Annotated in this window: 18 protein-coding genes, 1 tRNA gene, 1 other RNA gene and 2 pseudogenes; 13 read left to right on the top strand and 9 right to left on the bottom strand. The window is 65.7% G+C overall.

Annotated elements, in window-relative coordinates:
- Positions 1-4 precede the first annotated feature (4 nt).
- The gene (locus tag G448_RS0105765; protein ID WP_026407231.1) at positions 5-1,336 is read right to left on the bottom strand and encodes a glutamine synthetase family protein; all 1,332 of its coding nucleotides are present in this window, start codon (positions 1,334-1,336) and stop codon (positions 5-7) included.
- Positions 1,337-1,495: 159 nt separating this feature from the next.
- On the opposite strand from G448_RS0105765, the gene panB reads away from it, so the two are divergent.
- The 3 genes from panB to G448_RS0105780 all read left to right on the top strand — a co-directional run bounded on the left by panB (position 1,496) and on the right by G448_RS0105780 (position 4,743).
- Positions 1,496-2,344, top strand: a complete 849-nt coding sequence (panB, locus tag G448_RS0105770; protein ID WP_026407232.1) for a 3-methyl-2-oxobutanoate hydroxymethyltransferase — start codon at positions 1,496-1,498, stop codon at positions 2,342-2,344.
- Between the two features lie 155 nt (positions 2,345-2,499).
- Positions 2,500-3,390, top strand: a complete 891-nt coding sequence (gene map, locus G448_RS0105775) for a type I methionyl aminopeptidase (RefSeq protein ID WP_034494509.1) — start codon at positions 2,500-2,502, stop codon at positions 3,388-3,390.
- A gap of 222 nt (positions 3,391-3,612) precedes the next feature.
- Positions 3,613-4,743, top strand: a complete 1,131-nt coding sequence (locus G448_RS0105780; RefSeq protein WP_026407234.1) for a hypothetical protein — start codon at positions 3,613-3,615, stop codon at positions 4,741-4,743.
- 172 nt (positions 4,744-4,915) lie between these two features.
- Here the strand turns inward: G448_RS0105780 and rnpB are convergent.
- The 3 genes from rnpB to G448_RS0105790 form a co-directional block, all read right to left on the bottom strand.
- An RNA gene (gene rnpB, locus G448_RS16995) (RNase P RNA component class A) lies at positions 4,916-5,297 on the bottom strand.
- 85 nt (positions 5,298-5,382) lie between these two features.
- Entirely contained in the window at positions 5,383-6,114 is a 732-nt protein-coding gene (locus tag G448_RS0105785; protein ID WP_026407235.1) for a zinc ribbon domain-containing protein, read from the bottom strand.
- Positions 6,115-6,179: 65 nt separating this feature from the next.
- Positions 6,180-7,085 carry a Nif3-like dinuclear metal center hexameric protein gene (locus G448_RS0105790; protein WP_026407236.1) on the bottom strand — a complete coding sequence of 302 codons (906 nt, stop codon included), beginning with the start codon at positions 7,083-7,085 and terminating at the stop codon, positions 6,180-6,182.
- Between the two features lie 127 nt (positions 7,086-7,212).
- Between G448_RS0105790 and G448_RS0105795 the strand changes: the two genes are divergently transcribed.
- Together G448_RS0105795 and G448_RS0105800 are read left to right on the top strand one after the other, a co-directional pair.
- Positions 7,213-8,142, top strand: a complete 930-nt coding sequence (locus G448_RS0105795; protein ID WP_026407237.1) for an MmyB family transcriptional regulator — start codon at positions 7,213-7,215, stop codon at positions 8,140-8,142.
- A gap of 108 nt (positions 8,143-8,250) precedes the next feature.
- Positions 8,251-8,775, top strand: coding sequence for an EXLDI protein (locus G448_RS0105800; RefSeq protein WP_026407238.1), 525 nt, complete (start codon positions 8,251-8,253; stop codon positions 8,773-8,775).
- Positions 8,776-9,222: 447 nt separating this feature from the next.
- Here G448_RS0105800 and G448_RS0105805 read toward each other — a convergent pair.
- Positions 9,223-9,307, bottom strand: a tRNA-Leu gene (locus G448_RS0105805).
- A 373-nt stretch (positions 9,308-9,680) separates the two neighbouring features.
- Between G448_RS0105805 and G448_RS0105810 the strand changes: the two genes are divergently transcribed.
- The 4 genes from G448_RS0105810 to G448_RS15245 all read left to right on the top strand — a co-directional run bounded on the left by G448_RS0105810 (position 9,681) and on the right by G448_RS15245 (position 13,959).
- The gene (locus G448_RS0105810; RefSeq protein WP_156910928.1) at positions 9,681-10,127 is read left to right on the top strand and encodes a hypothetical protein; all 447 of its coding nucleotides are present in this window, start codon (positions 9,681-9,683) and stop codon (positions 10,125-10,127) included.
- 76 nt (positions 10,128-10,203) lie between these two features.
- The gene (locus tag G448_RS18700) at positions 10,204-12,339 is read left to right on the top strand and encodes a DUF6571 family protein (RefSeq protein ID WP_026407240.1); all 2,136 of its coding nucleotides are present in this window, start codon (positions 10,204-10,206) and stop codon (positions 12,337-12,339) included.
- A 219-nt stretch (positions 12,340-12,558) separates the two neighbouring features.
- The gene (locus G448_RS0105820; RefSeq protein WP_026407241.1) at positions 12,559-13,080 is read left to right on the top strand and encodes a hypothetical protein; all 522 of its coding nucleotides are present in this window, start codon (positions 12,559-12,561) and stop codon (positions 13,078-13,080) included.
- A 114-nt stretch (positions 13,081-13,194) separates the two neighbouring features.
- On the top strand, positions 13,195-13,959 hold the full coding sequence (locus tag G448_RS15245; RefSeq protein WP_034494512.1) for a CPBP family intramembrane glutamic endopeptidase: 765 nt from the start codon (positions 13,195-13,197) through the stop codon (positions 13,957-13,959).
- A 64-nt stretch (positions 13,960-14,023) separates the two neighbouring features.
- On the opposite strand, the gene G448_RS15250 is transcribed toward G448_RS15245, so the two are convergent.
- The gene (locus tag G448_RS15250; protein WP_245572200.1) at positions 14,024-14,827 is read right to left on the bottom strand and encodes an alpha/beta fold hydrolase; all 804 of its coding nucleotides are present in this window, start codon (positions 14,825-14,827) and stop codon (positions 14,024-14,026) included.
- A gap of 265 nt (positions 14,828-15,092) precedes the next feature.
- Here G448_RS15250 and G448_RS0105835 point away from each other — a divergent pair.
- The 3 genes and pseudogenes from G448_RS0105835 to G448_RS15260 form a co-directional block, all read left to right on the top strand.
- A pseudogene (locus tag G448_RS0105835) lies at positions 15,093-15,470 on the top strand (recombinase family protein); the annotation flags it as partial.
- A gap of 346 nt (positions 15,471-15,816) precedes the next feature.
- On the top strand, positions 15,817-16,005 hold the full coding sequence (locus G448_RS18500; RefSeq protein ID WP_026407243.1) for a metallophosphoesterase: 189 nt from the start codon (positions 15,817-15,819) through the stop codon (positions 16,003-16,005).
- Positions 16,006-16,711: 706 nt separating this feature from the next.
- Positions 16,712-17,827, top strand: coding sequence for a winged helix DNA-binding domain-containing protein (locus G448_RS15260; protein WP_034494514.1), 1,116 nt, complete (start codon positions 16,712-16,714; stop codon positions 17,825-17,827).
- 124 nt (positions 17,828-17,951) lie between these two features.
- Here G448_RS15260 and G448_RS18030 read toward each other — a convergent pair whose 3' ends face one another.
- Entirely contained in the window at positions 17,952-18,164 is a 213-nt protein-coding gene (locus G448_RS18030) for a hypothetical protein (protein WP_156910930.1), read from the bottom strand.
- A gap of 203 nt (positions 18,165-18,367) precedes the next feature.
- Between G448_RS18030 and G448_RS18705 the strand changes: the two genes are divergently transcribed.
- Complete coding sequence (locus G448_RS18705; RefSeq protein ID WP_084436361.1) at positions 18,368-18,844, top strand: helix-turn-helix domain-containing protein; 477 nt, start codon at positions 18,368-18,370, stop codon at positions 18,842-18,844.
- 574 nt (positions 18,845-19,418) lie between these two features.
- Here the strand turns inward: G448_RS18705 and G448_RS15270 are convergent.
- Both G448_RS15270 and G448_RS19160 read right to left on the bottom strand, forming a co-directional pair.
- A pseudogene (locus tag G448_RS15270) lies at positions 19,419-20,732 on the bottom strand (ISL3 family transposase).
- 96 nt (positions 20,733-20,828) lie between these two features.
- On the bottom strand, positions 20,829-21,491 hold the full coding sequence (locus G448_RS19160; RefSeq protein ID WP_425393639.1) for a 4'-phosphopantetheinyl transferase family protein: 663 nt from the start codon (positions 21,489-21,491) through the stop codon (positions 20,829-20,831).
- Between the last annotated feature and the right edge of the window lie 79 nt (positions 21,492-21,570).

Consider the following 21,570-nt stretch of genomic DNA (forward strand, 5'->3'; position numbering starts at 1 on the left):
CGGATCAGGCGCGCGGGAAGAACTGGCTGAGCTCGAAGGCGGTGACCTGCGCGTCGTACGACCGATACTCACGACGCTTGTTGCGCATGAAGTACTCGAAGGCGTCCTCGCCCAGGGTGTCGGCGACCAGGTCAGAGTCGCTCATGGCCGTCACCGCCCGCTTGAGCGAGGTCGGCAGGGCGGCGATGCCCATGGCCCGACGCTCGCCCTCCGTCAGCGCCCAGACGTCGTCCTCGGTCTCCGAGGGCAGCTCGTAGCCCTCCTCGATCCCCTTCAGGCCCGCCGCCAGAATGGCGGCGTAGGCGAGGTAGGGATTGGCCGAGGAGTCGATGCCGCGATACTCCACGCGCGCGGACAGGCCCTTCCCCGGCTTGTGCATGGGCACGCGGACCAGGGCCGAGCGGTTGTTGTGTCCCCAGCACACGTAGCCGGGAGCCTCATCACCGCCCCACATGCGCTTGTAGGAGTTGACGTGCTGGTTGGTCACCGCGCAGATCTCCGAGGCGTGGAGCAGGAGCCCGGCGATGAAGGATCTGCCGGTCATCGACAACTGGTACTCCCCCGACGGATCGTAGAAGGCGTTGCGGTCGCCCTCGAACAGGGAGAAGTGCGTGTGCATGCCGCTGCCCGGCCGACCGACGAAGGGCTTGGGCATGAAGGTCGCCAGACTCCCCTCCTGGAGAGCCACCTCCTCGACGACGGCGCGGAAGGTCATGATGTTGTCCGCCATGGACAGGGCATCGGCGAAGCGCAGGTCGATCTCGTTCTGCCCCGGGCCGCCCTCATGGTGGGAGAACTCCACGGAGATGCCCATCTGCTCGAGCATGAGGATGACCCGGCGGCGGAACTCGTGGGCCGTCCCTCCCGGGACATGGTCGAAGTACCCGGCGTGGTCGGTGGGGGTGATACGGCCGTTCGCGTCCCGATTGACCAGGTAGAACTCGATCTCGGGATGGATGTAGCAGGTGAATCCGGCGTCGGCGACACGCGCCAGCTGACGCTCCAGGACCGCCCGCGGATCGGTGCGGGCGGGTTCGCCGTCAGGGGTCAGGACGTCGCAGAACATGCGGGCGACCCCGTCGGCGCCGTCGCGCCAGGGCAGCATCTGGAAGGTCGACGGATCCGGGGACAGCAGCATGTCCGACTCGTAGACGCGCGTGAGCCCCTCGATCGCCGAGCCGTCGAAGCCGATGCCCTCCTCGAAGGCGCCCTCCACCTCGGCCGGCGCGATGGCAACGGATTTGAGCTGCCCCAGGACGTCGGTGAACCACAGGCGGACGAAGCGGATGTCGCGCTCCTCGATCGCCCGAAGAACGTACTCCTGCTGCTTGTCCATGGTGCCTCCTGCGCGGTGATGCCGGACGGTGCCATCCGCCCTCCGATCAGAGCCTACAGAGGCGAATGAGCCGGAAGGATCTCACACGCCCCGAGAGAGTGGCCGCGGGGCCCGACTCGTTCGAGGCGTGGCCGTGCGAACCGGCATAGGCTTCGGGCCATGACTACTCCCGAGTCCCCCTACGGGTCCTCCGCCGCCGAGAACGTCGCCGGCGGCGGACCGGTCCGGCTCCCCCACCTGCTCGCGGCGAAGGCCGAAGGCACCAGGCTCACGATGATCACGGCCTATGACGGCCTGACCGCGGCGATCTTCGACGAGGCCGGGATGGACATGATCCTCGTCGGCGACTCCATCGGCAATGTCATGCTCGGTCACGGATCGACCCTGCCCGTCTCCCTGGACGAGATGGTGGTGGCCACGCGCAGCGTCTGCCGCGCGGCCAGGCGGGCCCTCGTCATCGCCGACCTGCCCTTCGGCACCTACGAGGCGGGCCCCGAGCAGGCGCTGAGCAGCGCCGTCGGGCTGATCAAGGCGGGAGCCAACGCCGTCAAGCTCGAGGGCGGGCGACCGCGCGCGAACGCGATCCGAGCCCTAACCGAGGCCGGGATCCCCGTCATGGGGCACCTCGGCTTCACTCCTCAGTCCGTCAACGCGCTGGGCGGCTTCCGCGTCCAGGGTCGCGGCGAGGCGGGTGAGGAGCTCCTGGCCGACGCCCTGGCCATCCAGGAGGCCGGGGTCATGGCCATGGTGCTGGAGATGGTGCCGGAGCCGGTGGCCGCACGCGTCACCGAGGCCCTCGCCGTCCCCACCATCGGCATCGGCGCCGGGGCCCGCTGCGATGGACAGGTCCTCGTGTGGTCCGACATGGCCGGGATGACCGAGTGGAGGCCGCGCTTCGCCAAGCGGTTCGGACGGGTCGGCGAGGCCCTGCGCCGGGCGGCCCGCGACTACGCCGCCGAGGTTCGCGAAGGCGCCTTCCCAGCCGAGGAGCACTGGTTCGACTCCTGACCCCTCCCCGCCAGGAGCAGCAGGAGCTCCCCGCGGCCCCGGCACCCCGGAGCCGGTCCCTGGAGCCCTCGTACGACAGGGCGTGACGGAATATGACGGGCGCAACAGGGGAGGAACGGAGGCGACTCATCGCGCAGCGCTCCTATGCTGGGCGCATGACCACCTCGACCTCATCCCTGGCGGACAGGGCTCCCCGCGGCACCCTCACCAAGGGCAGGCTCGGCCCCGATCGGCACGTGCCCGCCTCGATCGCCCGACCCGAGTACATGTTCCATGACGGCCCCGAGCGAGTGACCGCCTCCGACGTCAAGGATGCGGAGACGGTCGAGAGGATCCGCCGTGCGGGTCGTGTTGCGGCCCGCGCCCTGGCCGAGGCCGCCGAGGCCATCGCCCCCGGAACCACCACCGACGAGCTCGACCGGATCGCCCACGAGTACATGTGCGACCACGGCGCCTATCCGTCCTGCCTGGGGTACATGGGCTTTCCCAAGTCGATCTGCACCTCGGTCAACGAGGTCATCTGCCACGGCATCCCGGACTCGACCGTTCTGAAGGAGGGCGATCTGATCAACCTGGACGTGACCGCCTATCTCGATGGCGTCCACGGCGACACGAACGCCACATTCCCGGTCGGGCAGGTCGATCCCGGGACGGCCGCGCTCATCGAGCGCACGCGCACCGCCATGGAGCGCGGCATCAGCGCCGTGCGCCCCGGTCGCCAGGTCAATGTCATCGGGCGGGTGATCGAGAAGTACGCCAAGCGCTTCCAGTACGGCGTCGTGCGGGACTACACCGGTCACGGTGTGGGAGAGGCCTTCCACTCCGGCCTCATCATCCCCCATTACGACGCCGCGCCCCGGTACGCCGACGTCATGGAGGTCGGCATGGTCTTCACCATCGAGCCCATGCTCACCCTGGGCACGGAGGAGTGGGCGCAGTGGGACGACGGCTGGACGGTGGTGACGAAGGACCGCTCTCGAACCGCCCAGTTCGAGCACACTCTGGTGGTCACCGAGGACGGCGCCGACGTGCTCACCACGGTCTGACTCGCGGTCGCGACTCACCATCCGACTCCCCGTGATGCCCCGGGCGCCCGCCCTCGGCCTCGCGCAGGCCCCGCGTAACTGCGCGGACACAACTCCCCATTATCCTCCCACGCGATATACGATCATGAATAACGGCGGCGCGTCCACCGCGTGTAGATTCTTCCCCAGGACGACGCACGTCGCACCAATGCTCCCATCATCCGACCGCCCCGGAGGTTCCTCATGGCACTTCGATTCAATCCGCCGCCGAACTGGCCGGCCCCTCCGGAGGGATTCAATCCCCCCGCGGGTTGGCAGCCCGACCCCGCATGGGGACCGGCGCCGGAGGGCTGGCAGCTGTGGGTCGAGGACTCCGCACCCGGCAGCAGCGCCGGCTCGGCGCCCCAGGCATCATCAGCCGCGGACGCCGCCTGGGCTCCGACGCAGGCGGTTCCGGCCGGCTCGTCCCCCGTGGCCGATCCGACCGGGCAGTCGGCCTCCGCGCCCTCGGGGGACTACGCCGGATCGGCCGCCGGAGTCGGCGCCGACTCGGGGGCGTCCCCGTACGCGCCCGGCATGAACTACGCCCAGTCGCCGACGCCCTACCACAACCAGAGCGCCCCCGGCGGGCCGCCGCCGGGAGGACCCGGCTGGCAGCCCGCCGACATGAGTGCCCCGGGAGGGCCCGGCCCCAAGCCCGTCACCCAGCAGTGGTGGTTCTGGCTCATCATCGGCGTGCTCGTGATCGCGCTGGTCGGAGGCATTCTCGCCGCCGTCCTGTTGAACCGCGGCGGTAAGAGCGACCCCGCCCACAGTCCGGTGCCCGCGCCCTCCATCACCGGAGCGCCCGGCCCGGGTCCGACCTCGGGCCCGACCACGCCCTCGGCCAGTGATCCGGGCATGTCGGAGAAGAACCCGCTCGAGGCGGACAGCTCCATCACTTTCAAAGCAGACGCCTACAGCCTGGGCGACCCGAACTCGTCGGTCGATGTCGCCCTCGGAGTCGTCGAATGGGACGCGACCCAGAAGGTCAAGGATCAGGTCGACAACCCCTACACGTGGAAGAGGCTGGACCCCGGCGACGGTTCCGTCTACGTCCGCGTGCCGGTGAGCGTCACCTACCACGGTACGGGGCAGTACGAGGATTACGGCCTGAAGATCGACTACGTCGAGAACGGCAACACGACCTCCTCCACCTCCCTCTACAGTGTCAAGGACGAGTTCTCCGAGCAGGACATGCCCCGCGACGGGGGCACGGCCAAGGGCTACATCACCTTCCTCCTGACGAAGGAGCAGGCGCAGGCGAAGAACGGCGTGTTCGCCGTCAAGGGCTTCTCCGGCAACCAGGAGACCTACATCAAGCCGAGGTCATGACCCGGCGATCGATCGGCTGAGGTCACCACCGACCGATCGAGCGCCGATCGATGAGAGTGGGGGTGCCCGTCACCGGACCGGTCCGGTGACGGGCACCCCCATGCGAACGACGATACGAAGCCGCGCCGGGCGGAGGAGCCGCCCGGGGCACGACACGGCCTCGGTGCGAGGGCGGACGAGCCGACCTGTACGCCGGGTTCTGTTGCCGCCGACCGTTGCCGGTGCGGCGGTGGCGACCATCCATCTTGGCCCGCCGTTGCCGGCGGGCTCACGCGACCTACCCGCAGGCTCGGGCGAGCAGCCCTCGGGCGCCTGCTGCGCGGTCTTGCTCCGGGCGGGGTTTGCCTAGCCGCCGCAGTCACCTGCGGCGCTGGTGGGCTCTTACCCCACCGTTTCACCCTTACCGGCCGGCCTCCCGGCAGGCGGTCTGCTTTCTGTGGCACTGTCCCGCGGGTCGCCCCGGGTGGCTGTTAGCCACCGCCCTGCTCTGTGGAGCCCGGACGTTCCTCGATCCCCCGGTCTCCCAGGGGCACCGCGGCCGCCCGGTCGGCTCGTCCGCGCAACGCACTCTATCCTCTTCCGCTCCCGACCGCCTTCCGAGCGCCCCTCTCGGCAGCGATGCCGATGAGAACCGCCGGGTCACTCCCCCATGCGCACGAGGATGACATCGTTCTCCTCGGCGTGGATGACCGCGTCCGGCGGTGCGGCCGCGATTCGCGCATGCTCGGCCGGACTGACCTGGACGGCTCCCTCGACCCGGCGCCCGTGCAGGGCGACCGCTCCAAGGCCGCCGGTCGCGGCTCGAGCGGCGTCGTACTCGGCCAGCAGAGGGGCGTCGATCGTCTCGGCGAGATCGGCGCGTCGGGCACGCGTCCGCTCGATCTCCCCGTCGAGACGGGCGAACTCGGCATCACGGGCGGCGGTGAGCTCACGGCCGGCGGCACGGATCTCCTGCTCCTGGGCGGCGAGGCGATCGGCCTCCGCCTGAGCGGCCTCCAAGGCCTCCATGGCCGCGATCTGAGCGTCCTCCAGGACTCTCTGGCGGCGACCGAGCTGATCGATCTCCCCCTGAATGGCACTCAGGTCACGGGCGCCGGCAGTACCCGAGGAGAGCCGCTCCCGTAGGATCTCGGCACGGCGCACGACCTGCCCGACCTCGTCCTCCGCGCGAGTGGACTCCGCCTTGGCATCGGCGAGTACTCCGGCGGCGACGACGGCGTCGCGCCGATTGGCGCGCAAGCGCTCGACGGTGGCCTCGATCCTGCGCAGGACGGGCAGGTGGGTCCGCTCATGGGCGAGACGGGCGAGCCTGGAGTCGAGGCTCTGCAGATCGATGAGAAGACGCTGCTGGCGGAGGGGGGCGCTCGTCACTGCTGTGGTCCTTCATTGGCTGGTCATCGGCTGGGTATCACGTTCTGGGCGATCCGAGCGCTCGCTCAGGAGCCAGTGCTCAGACGCAGAGTCCACGGGTCGGTGACGACCTCGGACACGTACGCGGCGAGTCTACGTCCGCCCGCCGAGGCCGCCCGCTCCAAGCGGGCCGCGAGCGGCGGCAGTCCCACCCACTCCGTGGCCCAGTGGGTTCCGCACAGCAAGTACGGGCGGCCGGCCTCCAGGTGCTCGGAGGCGGGATGATGGCGCAGATCGGCGGTGAGGAGGACATCGGCGCCGGCTTCACGCGCGGTATCGAGCAGGGAGTCCCCGGCCCCGCCGGACACGGCGACGGTCTCAACGGTCGCGTCGAGGTCCCCGCCGACGAGCAGTCCGGGCGCGGAGTCGGGCAGTGCAGAGGCGACGGCCACGGCCAGGTCGCGCAGCCGAGTGGGGCGCTGAAGGTCGCCGATGCGCCCGATGCCCTGAGTCGGATCATGCGGATCGGGCTCCAGCGGCACGGCGGCGAGCACTCCGACGGCGGCGGCGAGCGCAGCGGCGACGCCCCCGTGCGCGGCGTCGAGGGTCGTGTGGGCGTTGGCCAAGGCGATTCCATGACGAATGAGACGATGAACGGTCCGGCCCTTGGGGTCGGTGGCGGAGACGTGGTCGGTGCCGCGCAGGTAGAGGGGGTGGTGGGTGATGACCATATCGACGCCGCGCTCGATGGCCTCATCGACGACCGCGGTGACCGGATCGACAGCGAGGAGCACCGAGCCGGCAGAGTCCGCCGGGTCGCCGCAGATGAGCTGATTGGAGTCCCAGGGCTCGGCGAGCTCGGGCGGGGCCGCCGCACGAAGCATGCCGACGACGTCGGCGACGGTCGGGGGCGCGTCGGAGGGCGCACCGGCGTCCTGCGGGGAGACCGGCTGGATGCCGGCGGCGGTGGGAGCGAGGTCGGCTTGGCTCATGAGTGAAGGCTAGCCTGGTGCGCACGCGCTGGACGAGGATATAAATTAACCGATCGCTAATATCCAGGAATGAGCGAAAGATCATGAAAGGGTAACGCGACCCATCGTTTTCTTTTACTCTGTCGTTATGCCTCGAGGACTCAAGAATGCTCGAACGGACCTGCGCGCGTTCCTCACCGAGCATCGCGCGGCAGTCACCCCGACCATGGCCGGCCTGCCCGCCAAAGGTCTGCCGCGCCGCGTGCCCGGCCTCCGCCGCGACGAGATCGCCAGGCTACTGGGCGTCGCCACCGACTACTACGTGGATCTCGAGCAGGGTCTGTTGCCCACGGCGCCGGAGTCGTCGTTGCAGGATCTCATCAGCGACGTGCTCGCACTGAGTCCGAACGACCGCCATCGCTTCAATCTTCTGCTCGACGCGGCCTATCCCGACGCCGGTGCGGTGTCGCGCGAGCGGGCTCCCGCCGCTCCGTCCGAGCAACGAACGAGCGCCGCCGAATCCGGTCGGGGGCCGGAGCGCGGCGCGGTATCCGCTCCGACCAGGCAGCTTCTCGATTCTTTCGACATGCCCGCCTACCTGCGTTCCCGGTCGCTCGATCTCGTGGCCGTCAATAGGCCGGGCCGCCTTCTGTACGCCCCCGTGCTGGAGTGGGCGGGCGCTCGGAAGAAGACGGTGAACCTGCTCGAATTCGCCTTTTTCGATCAGGAGGCGGCGCAGAGCTTCTGGCCCGATTGGGGCGATGTGATCACGCGTGCCGTCGCCGATCTGAGAGCGGCCCTCGAGGCCTACCCGAACGACCCCGAGCTCATCGGCGTCGTCGGCACGCTGAGCGCCCGCAGCCGCCTGTTCTGCCGCATGTGGATCGACCAGGACCTGCCGCCCAGCTCGTCCCAGGGAGAGGAGAGGATCTTCCACTCCCTCATCGGCGCCGTCACGATCCCCTTCCGCATGCTCGCGGAGGACGACGGTGCGCAGGTCGTCGTCTTCACGCCGTCCGCCGGCTCCCCCGCCCACGCGGCCATGCAGCGTCTGCGCGCCTGGGCGGCGGCGGGTTGAGCCCGATCGGGCCCGGCCCGACCCCGTCGGCCCCGCGATCCGAAAGGCGGATCGCATCCTGCACGTCGGCCTTGCGTCCCGGGCCGAGACATGCATATGTTTATGCGCATGCCCAGTAAGAACGTCTACGTCTCGGAGGCCGACCTGCCCCTGTTCGATCGCGCTGCGACACTTGCGGGCGGGATGTCGGCCGCCGTGACGGTGGGGTTGCGTCTGTACCTGGCGCAGCACGACGAACGACAGAAAGAGGACACGATGGCAACCATCGAGCTCACGGTGGACGAGGGCCCGGTTGCGGTGACGAAGCGGTTCTCGGGACGACGCCTGCTGCGCTGGAGGCAGCAGGACGGCGGTATCCGCTCGCTCACCGCTCGCGTGTACAGGACGGCCAAGGGTCAGTACGCCGTGCACCTGCGCGACGAGCCCAACTGGGACGTCCTGTCCAGCCCGGAGGACGACGACCCGGTCTGGGAGAACCCCGGGACATGGCACGGAGACTGGTGGAGCAGCGGCAAGCGGGAGCTCCGGGTCTTCGCCGCAGTCGACGACATGGAGGGGGAGCTGCCCGACGAGCTGATCGAGGCGGTCAGGAGCGTCGAGTCCCGGCCCCTCGTCGAGGACCTGGACATCTGATCGCCTCCCGTGCGCGCCGGAGCCGCCCGACGAGCCCGAGCCCGAGAAGCGTCCGGCATAGTCCCAGCCTCCGGGATATTCTCCGGATCCGGACCATTTCCTCTTCTCGCTGAGGGCGGTGGACAGGGTGACAACAATTGCTATCGCCCGCACTCCCACGACGACGATCGATCTTTGGTCGAGAAGTCCATACTTGAGAAGCCCAGAACGCACATGCCCATGGACGTCCACATGAGAGCGCCGAAGATGGCATACGAAATCCCTGGCTTCAACGTGGCGACCACGCCGAAAGTCTCCGAAGCCCGTCGGAGCCCCGTCAGGTTCCAGAGCCGGTACTCGTCCCTCCCGCCGGCGGGCAGGTATAACCGATGAGGATGAGCGTTCCCCATCGTCCGGCACGAGCCCCGACCATGACACGCCTGGCACGAGGTTCGTATACGAACCTCGTGGTGCCCCCGGCGGGACTCGAACCCGCACGCCCGCAGGCAGCGACTTTTAAGGTCGCGGTGTCTACCGATTCCACCACGGAGGCCGGCCACTCCCGATCATCGGGAGCCAGGACAACTTAACACCTTCGACATCGGCGGCCGTGACCAGTTCCGAGGGCCGTCACTCGGCCGCGATGGCCCCGCGTCGCCGGGCCGGGATCGCCGACGAGCGCCCCGAGCAGGGCCCGGTGAATCGAGCAGATCCTCGATGCGACGGCAATCGGTGGGGGTGAAATGGTTGCGGGTGGTGGATGCGCTGCGATGTGGACGAACCGCGGGCGCTCGGGGGGTTGTCCCGTGGGCGCGAGTGTGCTTGGGTTGTGCGCGTCACAGCGCGGTGGCCGGGCGGTGCGCCGTCGAAGGACGAGCCGCTTACCGCTACCGCGCGGATCCCTGAATCAGGCCCCCGGGAGGCTCGTGATGATGTCCGCATACGCCCCTTACGGCGGTGACTCCTACGATGACGACGGCGGGGGTCATCCTGATTGGCCTCCTAATCTCAAGCTCAAGGCGGTTCAGGAGATCAAGGCCAAGGCGGAGGGGGTGGAGACCGATCTGACGACGGAGTGGAGGACGTCCAATCAGGCGATTCCCTCGGGCGGTGGCTCGGGTGATGTCAATCCGACCATCGTCGTGGGCGGTGAGACGCTGGAGAGTCTGAAGACGGCGCTGGACGACGACGTGTGGGACTCCCCAGCGGCCGAGGGCTACCGGGGCTGGATCACAGGTGGTATCGACGCGGTGGCCACCATGCTGCGCTGCATCGTCGAGGACCTGACCAGTGCCGAGAACGTTCAGCTGACCTATCCCGGGAAGAGGGCCGAGCCGAACTCGCCCGAGGCCACGTGGAGGCAGGCCCAGTGAGAGCCCGGGGAGGGCTCCGAAAGTGCGATGGGCTCGCGGGGGCCGCGGAGATTCGTGGAGACCATGGGGGATCGTCATGACGTTCGTGAAGTTCGATCCCGAGGGCGTGCAGGCGCTGATCAACAACCTGTACGCCTATGTCGAGGATACTGATGAGGGGCGCAGCGCGATCTACTGGGCCAGTGATGATCGTGATCACCCGGTGCCCACGGTCGAGGAGATGACGAGCGCCCCGGCCCTGTACTCGTGCGCTCCGGCGGACGGGGTGTCGGCGACCACGATGGGCAACGCCGCCGCGATCCTGCTGGAGGTCGCCGACGATCTCGCGGCCCGCCGCCGGGAGATCATCGATCTCAACAGCAGTGGCGTCACCGCCGCCGCCCCGGACGGCAGCCTGACCTACTACCTGCCCGACGGCGCCGAGGACACCATCACCAACCTCCGCGGCTACAACACCCAGGCCGCCACCGCCGCCGGCGCCGACGCCGCCGCCCTGGCCCAGGCCAAGGATTCCGAGAACGGCACCGCCGACGACGGGCGCACCACCGACCAGATCCTGACCGACATCGCCAACCACCAGGACAACCCCGTCTACGGCAAGATGCTCGTCGACGGGGTGGGGGGCGCCCAGGCCTACCTGGACCTGGTCGAGGACCTCAACGACTACTACCGCGATGACTACGACGGTGATGACGCCGCGGGGCGTTTCACGGCCTCCACCGCGACGTTGGGGCGTGTGCTGGCCGCCGCGAGCCGGTCGGACTCGGGCGGCGAGTCTCTGGCGGAGGGCCTCCACCGGGTGATCGAGGACAAGGGCGGGGCCCCGGGCTACATGGTGGCGCTCAACATGATGCTGAGCGCGCCCGAGGCGGTCTACGGCACCGACTTCCTGATCGGCCTGGCCGGCAGGCTCGAGAGCCGCGACCCGAACTCGATGGTCCCGCCGACCATGCACTTCATCAACGGCCAGGCGGGCACCTCGGACCCCCTGACCGGAGTACTGACCGCCATGAGCAACAATCCCGAGGCCGCCTTGGAGTATCTCGCGCCGGCCAAGGACGGCAGCGTCGATGACGCCGGGAACTGGGTTTCCTCCCAGACCGCCACCGAGCGGTGGGAGCTGCTGACCAGCCGGGACTGGAACATCCAGCACCAGGACGCGGCCGAGGCCCTGAGCGCCGCGACCGCGGCGGCCTCCTCGTTCCGCAATCGTGCTCCCAGCGCGGATGACCCGGTGCCGGCGGACGCCGACGCGCGCGCCACCTGCGCATGCGGCCGGGCCATCACCTACTTCGCCGGCGAGGCGTTCTCCAAGGACGACATCACCGACGCCATGAAGCAGAACCTGGCGGTCATGGCGGCCAACAGCCCCGAGGAGATCACCGCCGTCGCCGAAGGAAAAGACCTGAAGAGCGGCGACGGACCCAGGCTTTTGAACTGGGGCGTCAGCAAGGCCGACATCTCGACGCTGGTCTACCGCCTCGGCGATGACAAGGACGCCATGGCGACCCTGGCCACGGGCATGGGCGAGTTCCACCACGACCGAATCCAGAGCAAGATGGCCGAGCCCGGCGCCGGGGAGGGGACCTTGAAGAGTGAGTATCAGCAGGCGGCCGCGTCCTCGACCTACATCCGGTCCCTGTCGGAGTCGCGCTTCACCGACGACGGGGCCGAGGGCTCCGCCGAGCAGAAGGACACGGTGGGTACAAGCCTGTCGGTGCTGACCACGGTGGCGGCGGCCGGGGTGTCGGCCCTCAGCAGCGGCGCGGCCGCCCCGCTGGCCTTCTCGGTGGGCTCGACCATCGCCAGGCCCCTGGCCGCCGACGCCATCACCGACGCGCTGGGAGCACCCGCAGGCGACGCGGTCGACGCCGCCACCTCCTCCAGGACACTACGGGCCCGGGCCTTCGCCGACGCCCTCAACCACGGCCTGCTGGACGGCGACAGCGACAACGGCGGCCGCAGGGCCGTCGAGACCGCCAAGGACCACGACTGGTACCACCAGGACGCCGACGGCAACCCCGCCATCAACACGGCCGCCCTGACCAATGACCAGGCCCAGGACATGGTGACCTGGAAGGACGACGAGGTGAGCAACAACGACGACCTCAAGGTGCTCGGTGAACTCGAGGACGGCATCACGAACGGAGACAGTCACGGAAAGACCCATGCGGAAAGCAGCAGTGACGACGGTGGTCCCCGCAAGGGATGACTCGCCTGTGCGAGCGGAAAGGATGCGGAGAAAGAGGATGAGGGAAACGGAGGACCCATGATGGCTCCTCGGCACGGGCCCCGGCCGGTGCGGCGTCTCGTGACCGCGGTGGTGGCATGCGTGGCACTGGCCCTGGGGCCAGCGGGGTGCGGGCGCGGGCTTGTGAACCGGGTGACCGGCTCACCGTCCCCCTCGCCCACATTCCTTGACGAGCAGGCCGTGTGCGAGATCACCTCCACCGACGCGCTCCGGGAGGCCGTGTCCTTCCAGACCGTTGACTACGAGTACTGGCACGACAGCTACCCGAACAAGCCCGACCAGAACGGCTTCCAATGCAGGATCAGAGGCCGGAACGCCTCGGCGAATCTGTCTCCAACCGCGTTCTACATCTCCTACGAACCCGGCGGCTACCTGGACGCTATTGGCGGCATTCATCCTTTCACCGACCTGGACGGTGAGGGGCATGACCCACTGGTCCTGGACGGCGTGGAGGGCCGAGGCTACATCTGGTTGGACAGCCCCAACATCGATGGCGTCATTACGAGCGTCGATGCGGCCTGGCTCTACCCCGACAACCACGTCCTGGAATTCCAGTACTTCATCGAGGGGAGACCGGACCACGGCTACAACGACACCACCCTGGAAGGCGTACGCACCCTCATGACCACCATCATCCCCACCATCCCCGAGACCGCCGCCGGACCCGACCAGCGCTACACCAAGGTACCGGCCGACCAATGACCCGAACCCCACGCACATGACCGCCGACGCCCCGACCCGACCCGCACCCCCTACTCACCCTCCTCGCCATCCTGGCCCCCAGGCCGCCGTCCCGACCCCGGTGAGAGAACCTCAATGATCCCAACCACGAAAAATCCACTCGACGCGCAGCGCGACAAGCCATTCCACTTCGTACTCATTCGTCTGGTCGCCATGGCGGCACTGGCGACCACAACATATTTTATACTCCGACTCGCTGGCATCAGTAAGGATTTTCCACCGCTCGACACGCCCTATTTTCCCTTCGTCAATATCGTCTGCGGCGCCGTTATCTGGCGTGCGTTCCGGCGGCACGGCGTGTCGACATGGACGTATCTTGGTTTCGAGAAGCGTCGTCTCGGCAAGGACATCGCCTGGGGACTCCTGTGGTTGTTCGTCACCTATATCCCGATGATCATCACCCTGATGGGGTCGATGTATCTCATATTCGGCGCAAACATGTTCCAGAATTTTGAACAAGTATTCTCCAAATCCAGCCCGCAGCTGCCCGCCGGCGTGTTGCCGGCGATGAGCGTCTTCGGTGCAGTCATCTTCCTCGCGAACGCTCCGATCGAGGAGATCATCTACCGCGGTTGGCTCCAGAAAGGCTTGGTCGGGCGCTCCGGAATCACGACCGCCATCCTGATCCAGGGAGTGCTCTTCGGCTTGCAGCACATGATGTTCGCAGGCGACGTCCGCGGTATGGCCATCTACGGTTTCATGTTCACGGCCTGGGGCATCACCGCCGGCATCATCGTCCATAAGCAGAGACGTCTGGCGCCGATGGTGATCACCCACTGGATCGTCAATATCGCTTTCGGCGTCGGACCGATGCTGGTGCTCGGATTCATGGGAGCATGAGGCGGACGTGACCGATTCCGAGGCGTGCCCCTCACGCTGCTCCGGCACCAGTCGGACCACGTGCTCACGGAACTCCCGGTTGCCCTTCACGACGGTCGTGCCATGACCCGCATCTTTCGCCGAAGGCCTCCTCGATGAAGGGATCGACCAGCCCATGGTAGGCCTCCGGGGCGTCCCGCCGCACGCAGTGGCCGACGCCGTCGAGCAGCACCAAGCGCACGAGCGGGTTGATCACCTCAGAGGGGTCCGGGGCCATGTCGCCGTGGCGGGGCGCGAGGTACAGCGTCGGCATCATCAGCCGGTTGACTGCGCTGATGAGGTCGGCCTCACCGAGATAGGTCCCCTCGCGGATGTAGCGGCGGTCAACCTGCCCCTTGCACCCGGCCCACCCCTCGATCTCGGCATCACTCCACGAGGTCTCGCGCCGGATACGCTCCCGCTCGGCCGCGCCGCCGTCGGCGAACGCGTCCAGGAAGCGCTCCTGGTGCTCCACGAACCAGGGGTCCGGGGCCCAGTGCCCAGTGGGGCGCGCGACGTCCTCCAGGACCAGGGCCCGAACCAGGTCGGGCCGGGCAACGCTCGCCCGCAACGACACGAGCCCTCCCAGGCTGTGCGCTACGACGACCGGCGGCTCCGGGAAAGAGGAGAGCACCAGCTCAAGGTCCTCCTGCATGGTCTGCGGCACCCGGCCCAGGAACTCGTCGTCCCAGCGCGGGGACGCCCCGTGCCCCCGCTGGTCCACCGCGAGGACGTGATACCGGGGAGACCAGCGAGCCACCGCGTCGGGCCAGGCTGCAGCCGACTCCGTCAGGCCGTGGACCAGGAGCAGGACCGGAGCCGTGGGATCCCCCCCACTCGTGCAGCGCAAGCATCGTCACCTCAACGAGTATAGGCGGGCGACATGCGCACGAACCTCGTGCACGCATTGACTCCGGCAGTATTTAGCTGCATTTATCGGCCCCGACGAGGACGACTCTCTTGAGGATCACGTCACTAGGCGCGACACGGGAGCGGAGCGCGGACGCCGAGCCCCGGCAGAAGCGAGTCATCCACGCCCGCTTCCGGTGGAACCAACACCCCACCGGCAAGCCCTAACCTGATGACGCAATTTCTAAGAAGAAGGCGACTGTTATGGGGCGCTGGTGGTGAAGGAGTTCGTTGATCGCGGTGAGTCCGCCCGCAGCGCCAACCGCCCCGAGCCGCAGAAGATGCTCCGCTACCTCAAGGATGCCGGCGACGTTGACTACGTCATCGTCCACAAGCTCGACCGCCCGGCGCGCAACAGGGCGGACGATGTGAAGATCAACCGGGCCTTCGACGAGGCCAGTGTCCGCCTGATCTCCACCTCTGAGAATATCGACCAGTCCCCCGGCGGTATCCTGCTGCACGGCATCATGAGCTCCATCGACGAGTTCTACTCCCGCAACCTGGCCAACGGGGTCATCAAGGGCATGGGTGAGAAGGCCAGGAACGGCGAGACGCTGGGGAAGGCTCCGCTGGGGTACCGCAACTGGACTGCTGGGTGGTGTTTTTCGGACACTGTTTGTTTTGTGTTTCAGGCCGTCTTGGTCAGGCCCAGGAATTCACGTTCCGCCTCGTTGGGGACGCGATATCCTAGGATTGAGTGAAGGCGGACGTGATTGTATCTCAGCTCGATCCACGAGGCAATATCCTTGATCGCCCTGTCCTTCGCGGGATACACCATCCGCAGCCCCATCCACGCCGGACGCCCCAAGGACCACCTCACAACAACCACCTAAAAGTGCCAATAAGCCCCACCTACCACACCCTCAAACGCGAAGAGCCTCTTTCAGTCAAGCTCGCGCAGACTCGATACAGTGATGTAGACTATATCAAGTGTTCCCATCTCGGAAGCTTCTCGCCGTAAGCGACCTACATGTCGCTTACCCGGAGAACCAGCAACTTCTGGAGAGCATGGAGCCGACGACGGAGGACGATTGGCTGATCGTCGCCGGCGACGTCGCTGAGGACTTCTCCCAGGTTGAAAAGTCCTTGCTTTACTGTCTGCTCGATTCGCAAAGGTGATCTGGATGCCGGGCAACCACGAGTTGTGGACGACACCGAACGATGAGGTGCAGTTGCGTTGCGGGGCGAAGCCTGTTACCAGAAGTTGGTGGATGTGTGCCGAGCGCCGGGGGTGGTGACGTCCGAGGACCCATACCCGACGTGGCAGACAGCAACCGTGCCAGTGGTCATCGCGCCGCTGTTCGTCCTATACGACTACACCTTTCGCCCTGCAGGCACTTTCACGAAGGAGGAGGCACTCTCTGTTGCGGCGTCCGCTGGCGTCGTCTGCACTGACGAGTACTTCCTGCATCCAGATCCCTACCCCACCCGTGAGGACTGGTGTCGTGCGCGGCTCGCATACACGCAAAACCGGTTGGCCTGCCTCAACGGGGTACCCAACAGCGCTCGTCAATCACTGGCCACTACACTGTGAACCCATGCAGATCTTGCGTCACCCCGAGTTCGGTCTGTGGTGCGGCACTGCCCAAACCGCACGGTGGCACATCGAGTACAACGCGAAGGTCGTGGTGTACGGACACCTGCACATCCCTCGTATCCATCGAGCTCTCCGGCGTCCGCTTCGAGGACGTGTCGGTGGGATACCCGCGGCAGTGGAAAGCTCAGCAGACACGCAGCGACTGGTTGCATGAAGTGCTACCCGGTGTACCGAATCAAGGCTCCGAAGAGGCTTAGAATCTGACGGTAACGACGAGAGGGGACGACGTTGATCGAGGTTTCCGCCGAACAGGTGCTCGCATGGCGGCTGCACAGGCAGTACCTGGAACCGTTGACGGACGCAGATCCTGTTGAGATCGTCGGACGGCTCTGCGGTACGCAGGCGCAGGTGGCTTCCGCTGCTGAGACCGCTATCGCCTTACGGCAACGCAACCCGCGACCTGAAGGGGTCAAGCGTGCGTACTCCGACCGCTCGCTTGTCAAGACTTGGGCGATGCGCGGAACGCTGCACGCGATGCGGTCTGCGGACGTAGCGGAGTACCTATCGCTGCTAGCTAGCGCTCGTACGTGGACCAAGCCCACCTGGTCACGGCACTTCGGCGCTACGCCAGAGGAGGTCGAGCAACTGACGGAGTCTGTTGCTGATCTCCTCGACGGTCAGGTGCTGTCTCGCGATGAGCTGGTGAGCGAACTGGTTCAGGACAAACGGTTCAAGGGGATGGAAGAACAACTGCGTTCCGGATGGGGCGCTCTGCTCAAGCCCCTCGCATGGCGGGGTGCCCTGTGCTATGGCCCAAGCAGTTCTTCGAAGGTGACATTCACTAACCCTGCCAGTTTTCTGAAGAACTGGAATGGGCTACCCGATCCTGCGGAGGCAGCACCGGCGGTCATTAAGCGATACCTCTCCGCCTATGGCCCGGCGACCCCTGAAACCTTTGACGCGTGGCTCTCGCGCAACAGCAACAAGAAGTCAACGCTCAAGGGCTGGTTCGCCAGTCTTGGCGAGCAAATCGTCGAGGTGCGGGTGAAGGATGAGACACGATATCTGCTCGCCGAGTATGAGGACGAGCTCGCGGCCACCCAGCCCAGCCGCGCCACCCACTTCCTAGGAGCGTTCGACCAGTTCGTCCTTGGCCCTGGGACTAAGGACACTCACATGCTGGCGAACAAGCATCGCTCGCGGGTGAGCAAGACTGCAGGTTGGATCGCTCCCGTCCTGACCCAGGGAGGGCGGATCACCGGCGTCTGGGAAATGGATGACGGGAATCTTGTCGCCACCCCGTTTCCAGGTGAGCAGGCGCCGCCTTCCAAGGTGCTGGAGGATGCAGCTGCGCGGCTTGCAGCGGTGCATGGTTTGGTGAAAATGACACCGCGGGTGGGATGACCCCCACCCCGCAGTGTCATCACATCATTCCGTCTAGTTGGGACAAGCGCTTCCCCGGTGATTCTGCCGCCCGCTACAGCAGATTCGTGACAAACGCAATCCGCTCCAAACCGGTCTGCTGTGTTCAGAGATCGGCACTGAGCTCCAGCATGACAGACATATCAGGCTCTTCACAAAGACCTACAACACCACCGTCAACCAGGTCTGCTACACGATCGATCGGATCATATTCACATACAGCCCACGAATAAGTTTCATGGCGTATCCCACGAAGGATAAGACGATCAACGATAGTGCCTCGTGGATCGAGATGAGATACAATCACGTCCGCCTTCACTCAGCCCTAGAATATCGCGCCCCCAACGAGGCGGAACGCGAATCTCCTGGACCCGACCAAGACGGCCTGAAACACAAAACAAGCGGTGTCCGAAAAACGCCCACCCGGCGGGGCGGACGCTCTCAACCATCAAACACGACCCCAAGCCATGACCCTCATGATGCAGGCATGACCCATATGATGCAAGTTCGTATAGGAACCTCGTGGTACACCTGGGCAACATCAATTCGAACAACTGGCTACCCCTACTCGCCTTCCGCAAGCGCCTCATCGCGGGTGAGATGGCTCCGGAATCGAGTACGCCTAGCGTAGCGCCTACCGAGCAGGCGAGCGAAACCACGACGGCCCGCGGTATTCGCAAGACGGTCTGCCGTCCGATCAGCGCGGCGAAGAAGCAGCAGATACTCGATCTGGAGCCCACCGGCATGTCCGCCCGAGCGATCGCTAGACAGGTCAGCACGTCTACCTCTACGGTGAAGGCTGTCTGCCGCCAAGCTAAGCAACGACCCCGCCGCAAGCGGCGCTTCACCGATGATGATCTCCGTCGTGCTCAGCAGCTCCACGCTCAGGGCCGTACCTACATCGAGATCGGGCTGGAGCTCGGCTTCGGGCGGGATACGGTGAGCAAACACCTCAAGGCCAACGAGGGCAGATGGGGTGATCGGTCGGACCTTGCCTGAAGGGTGATAAGTGGATCTTATATGCTGCTGAATTATCATTCTGGAACCTAAATTTAGGCGGCACGTAGCCAACCATGTATAGTTGCGCCACCAACAAATTCTCTTGACGACTCTGTAATGGTCAGACGATCGTCACGGTGCGGCACAGTGCCTGTTCAAACAGCACCCAAGATCTGCTCAGCGCGAGTGGTATGTGCTCACCTCAGAAATACAGTAGTGGGAAAAACGTCACCCCGCTCGTCGCTAATTTTAAACACTCAGTATCTGCCTGTTTCCCTAACTGATCAAAGTCGCTTATATTGCCTCTAGTCCTTATACCACTCGGAATGTCTCGAATTGGCTCACGACGCGATGTTTGGCCTGTTCTATAGAGATGGTTCTGACGTTATCCAGGATGGAGTGGTCGTCAAGGTTGAGGAAGTCGCCTGGGTGATTTGGTTCTATCCTTCATGGTCATGGGAATATTGCGACGAACGTAGGACTCTGCTAGGTCGAAAAAAGTGTTGACCAAACCTGCCCAGGTTTTCCGGCTCTTCGCGTTTGAGGGTGTTGTAGGTGGGGATTATCGCCTGGTTTAGGTGGTTGTTGTCAGGCGGTCTTTGAGGCGTCCGGCGTGGATGAGGCTGCGGATGGTGTAGTGGGTGAGGTTGCGGAAGCCCAGGGCGATGCCGCGTAGGTGCTCCAGGCGTCCGCCCGCCGCTTCGGTGGGGCCGTTGGAGGTACGGGGGCGGTCGAAGTGGGCCAGGATGTCGGAGGCTCTTTCGGTCAGGGTCCTGGCCAGCGTCTGGATCTCCTCGAGCCCGTCTGGGATGGCCTGTTTCAGGGAGCTGATGAGCCGTTGCATCAGGAACCGCCCCAGGCCCGGGTCCTCGGTGCGATAGGCCTAGATCAGGCGCTGGTAAACGCCCCAGGCGGCCGTAACCGGAGCGTGGCGTTCGTCGGTGAACAGGGCCTCGAGACGCTCGGCCTGGGTGTCGGTGAGCAGGTCGGCTCCGGTCAGTAGGGTGCGCCGGGCCCGGTAGAGCGGGTCCTCCGCCCGGCCCCGCCGGCCCGTGATCGCTCGTTGGATGCGGCGGCGGCACTCATCGAGCTTGCCGGCCGCCAGGGACACGACATGAAAGGGGTCCATGACCGCCCGGGCCTTGGGCAGCTCCTCGCCGGCGGCGCTCTTGAACCCGGTGAAGCCGTCCATCGCCACCACCTCAACCCGTCCACGCCAGTCCTGGTCGCGCTGGGCGAGCCAAGTCTTGAGGACCTTCTTGGACCGGCCCGGGACCACGTCCAGAAGCCGGGCCGGACCACTGCGGTCGCGCACGGGGGTCAGGTCGATGATCACGGTGACGTACTTGTCGCCCCGCTTGGTGTGGCGCCACACGTGTTCATCAACTCCGAGGACCTCCACACCGTCGAAGCGGTGAGGGTTGCCGGTGATGGCCTGCTCGGCCTGGGTCAGGATTGCGTTGTTGGCGGTGTGCCAGGAGATCCCCAGAGCGGCTGCTACCCGGGAGACCGACATGCACTCCAGGGCAAGGGCACGCAGCCCCCACTCGACCGCCGAGCGGGTCAGCCGCGCTCTGGGCTCAGCCAAGGTGGAGGTGTCTTGCCTCCACACTCGGCAGCAGTGGGTGCAGGCGAAGCGCCGCAGGCGTACCAGCAGCTGCGTGGGCCTCCACCCCGCTGGCACGTGGGCCAGGCGCCTGGCCACCGTCCCACGAGCCTGTCCCTGGGCGCCGCAGGCCTTGCAGAAAGGATCATCGACCCCTATCTGCATGCGGCACTCGATCAGCGCGCACTCCGCCGTGAGGTGCTGGCCCACCGCGGTCAGTCCCAGGGTGTCCAGGCCCAGGAAGGTCGTCAGATCAGGGGCGGTGAAGGTAGTCTCAGGCATGTCGAGGTCTCTCAGGTGGCGTGTGTAGCAGCTCCCATCATCAGGGGACCTCGACCCCTACCCACCGCAACGACACACCCACCCCACCTATGCACTTCAATAGGCTCCAGCTACAACACCCTCAAACGCGAAGAGCCGGTTTTCCATCTTGTCGCGAGTGAGGTAGATGTCTCTGCTAGAGCCGTCGCTCTGACAGGCAGATCTATGAGATGAATGGTAACAATAGTACCCAAGATTCCGTCGCGCTCGCCCCAGTATCACTTGAAGTGACGCGCGCCTCAAATGAGATGACGTTATTTGTGTATCAAAGTTACTGTTTGGGTTCGCTAAAACCCGAACGTCCTTAAAGCGGAGACTATCGCCGGAGTTCGAAAATACTGCCTTATAGATAGACTCCTTGCTGCTGAATAAAAGCCGATCGAACGAAATGTGTGGATGTAAAGCGCGCAGATATTGGACGTGTTCGCATTTCGTTGAAGACGCGATGCGATCTAGCACTCCTGGAGTAACACCCCGATTTGGCTCGGCGTCGATTCCTATCGCGTTACAAACCTGAGAAGGCGCTACCGCGGCAGCGCAATAACTATTGCAATGCGTCATACTACCGATAAGACCATTGAGCAAAGTGGGTAACCCAGACCTTCCTGGAACCATCACCGGTCGCTCGTAGTTTAGTGATTGCAGCGCGATCTTTGCGCAGAGCCTAACAGCCGCAAACTCTTGCCAGCGCTTCTGTCCCGCTTTTTTGAGGTAGGCTATTTCCTCTTCGTAGGGCGCCTATAGGTGCGCCTTGACTTTCAGCAACGGAAATCCAATCAGGAGAAATGTGCATTAGGAC

It is taken from the genome of Actinomyces gerencseriae DSM 6844, from assembly GCF_000429265.1.
Classification (GTDB): Bacteria; Actinomycetota; Actinomycetes; order Actinomycetales; family Actinomycetaceae; genus Actinomyces; species Actinomyces gerencseriae.

Excerpts from the sequence above, each read along its gene's own strand:
- map (WP_034494509.1), top strand. The coding sequence starts at position 2,500 with ATGACCACCTCGACCTCATCCCTGGCGGACAGGGCTCCCCGCGGCACC.
- G448_RS18700 (WP_026407240.1), top strand. The coding sequence starts at position 10,204 with ATGACGTTCGTGAAGTTCGATCCCGAGGGCGTGCAGGCGCTGATCAAC.
- G448_RS0105795 (WP_026407237.1), top strand. The coding sequence starts at position 7,213 with ATGCCTCGAGGACTCAAGAATGCTCGAACGGACCTGCGCGCGTTCCTC.
- G448_RS0105780 (WP_026407234.1), top strand. The coding sequence starts at position 3,613 with ATGGCACTTCGATTCAATCCGCCGCCGAACTGGCCGGCCCCTCCGGAG.
- G448_RS0105800 (WP_026407238.1), top strand. The coding sequence starts at position 8,251 with ATGCCCAGTAAGAACGTCTACGTCTCGGAGGCCGACCTGCCCCTGTTC.
- panB (WP_026407232.1), top strand. The coding sequence starts at position 1,496 with ATGACTACTCCCGAGTCCCCCTACGGGTCCTCCGCCGCCGAGAACGTC.
- G448_RS0105790 (WP_026407236.1), bottom strand. The coding sequence starts at position 7,085 with ATGAGCCAAGCCGACCTCGCTCCCACCGCCGCCGGCATCCAGCCGGTC.
- G448_RS0105765 (WP_026407231.1), bottom strand. The coding sequence starts at position 1,336 with ATGGACAAGCAGCAGGAGTACGTTCTTCGGGCGATCGAGGAGCGCGAC.
- G448_RS15245 (WP_034494512.1), top strand. The coding sequence starts at position 13,195 with ATGATCCCAACCACGAAAAATCCACTCGACGCGCAGCGCGACAAGCCA.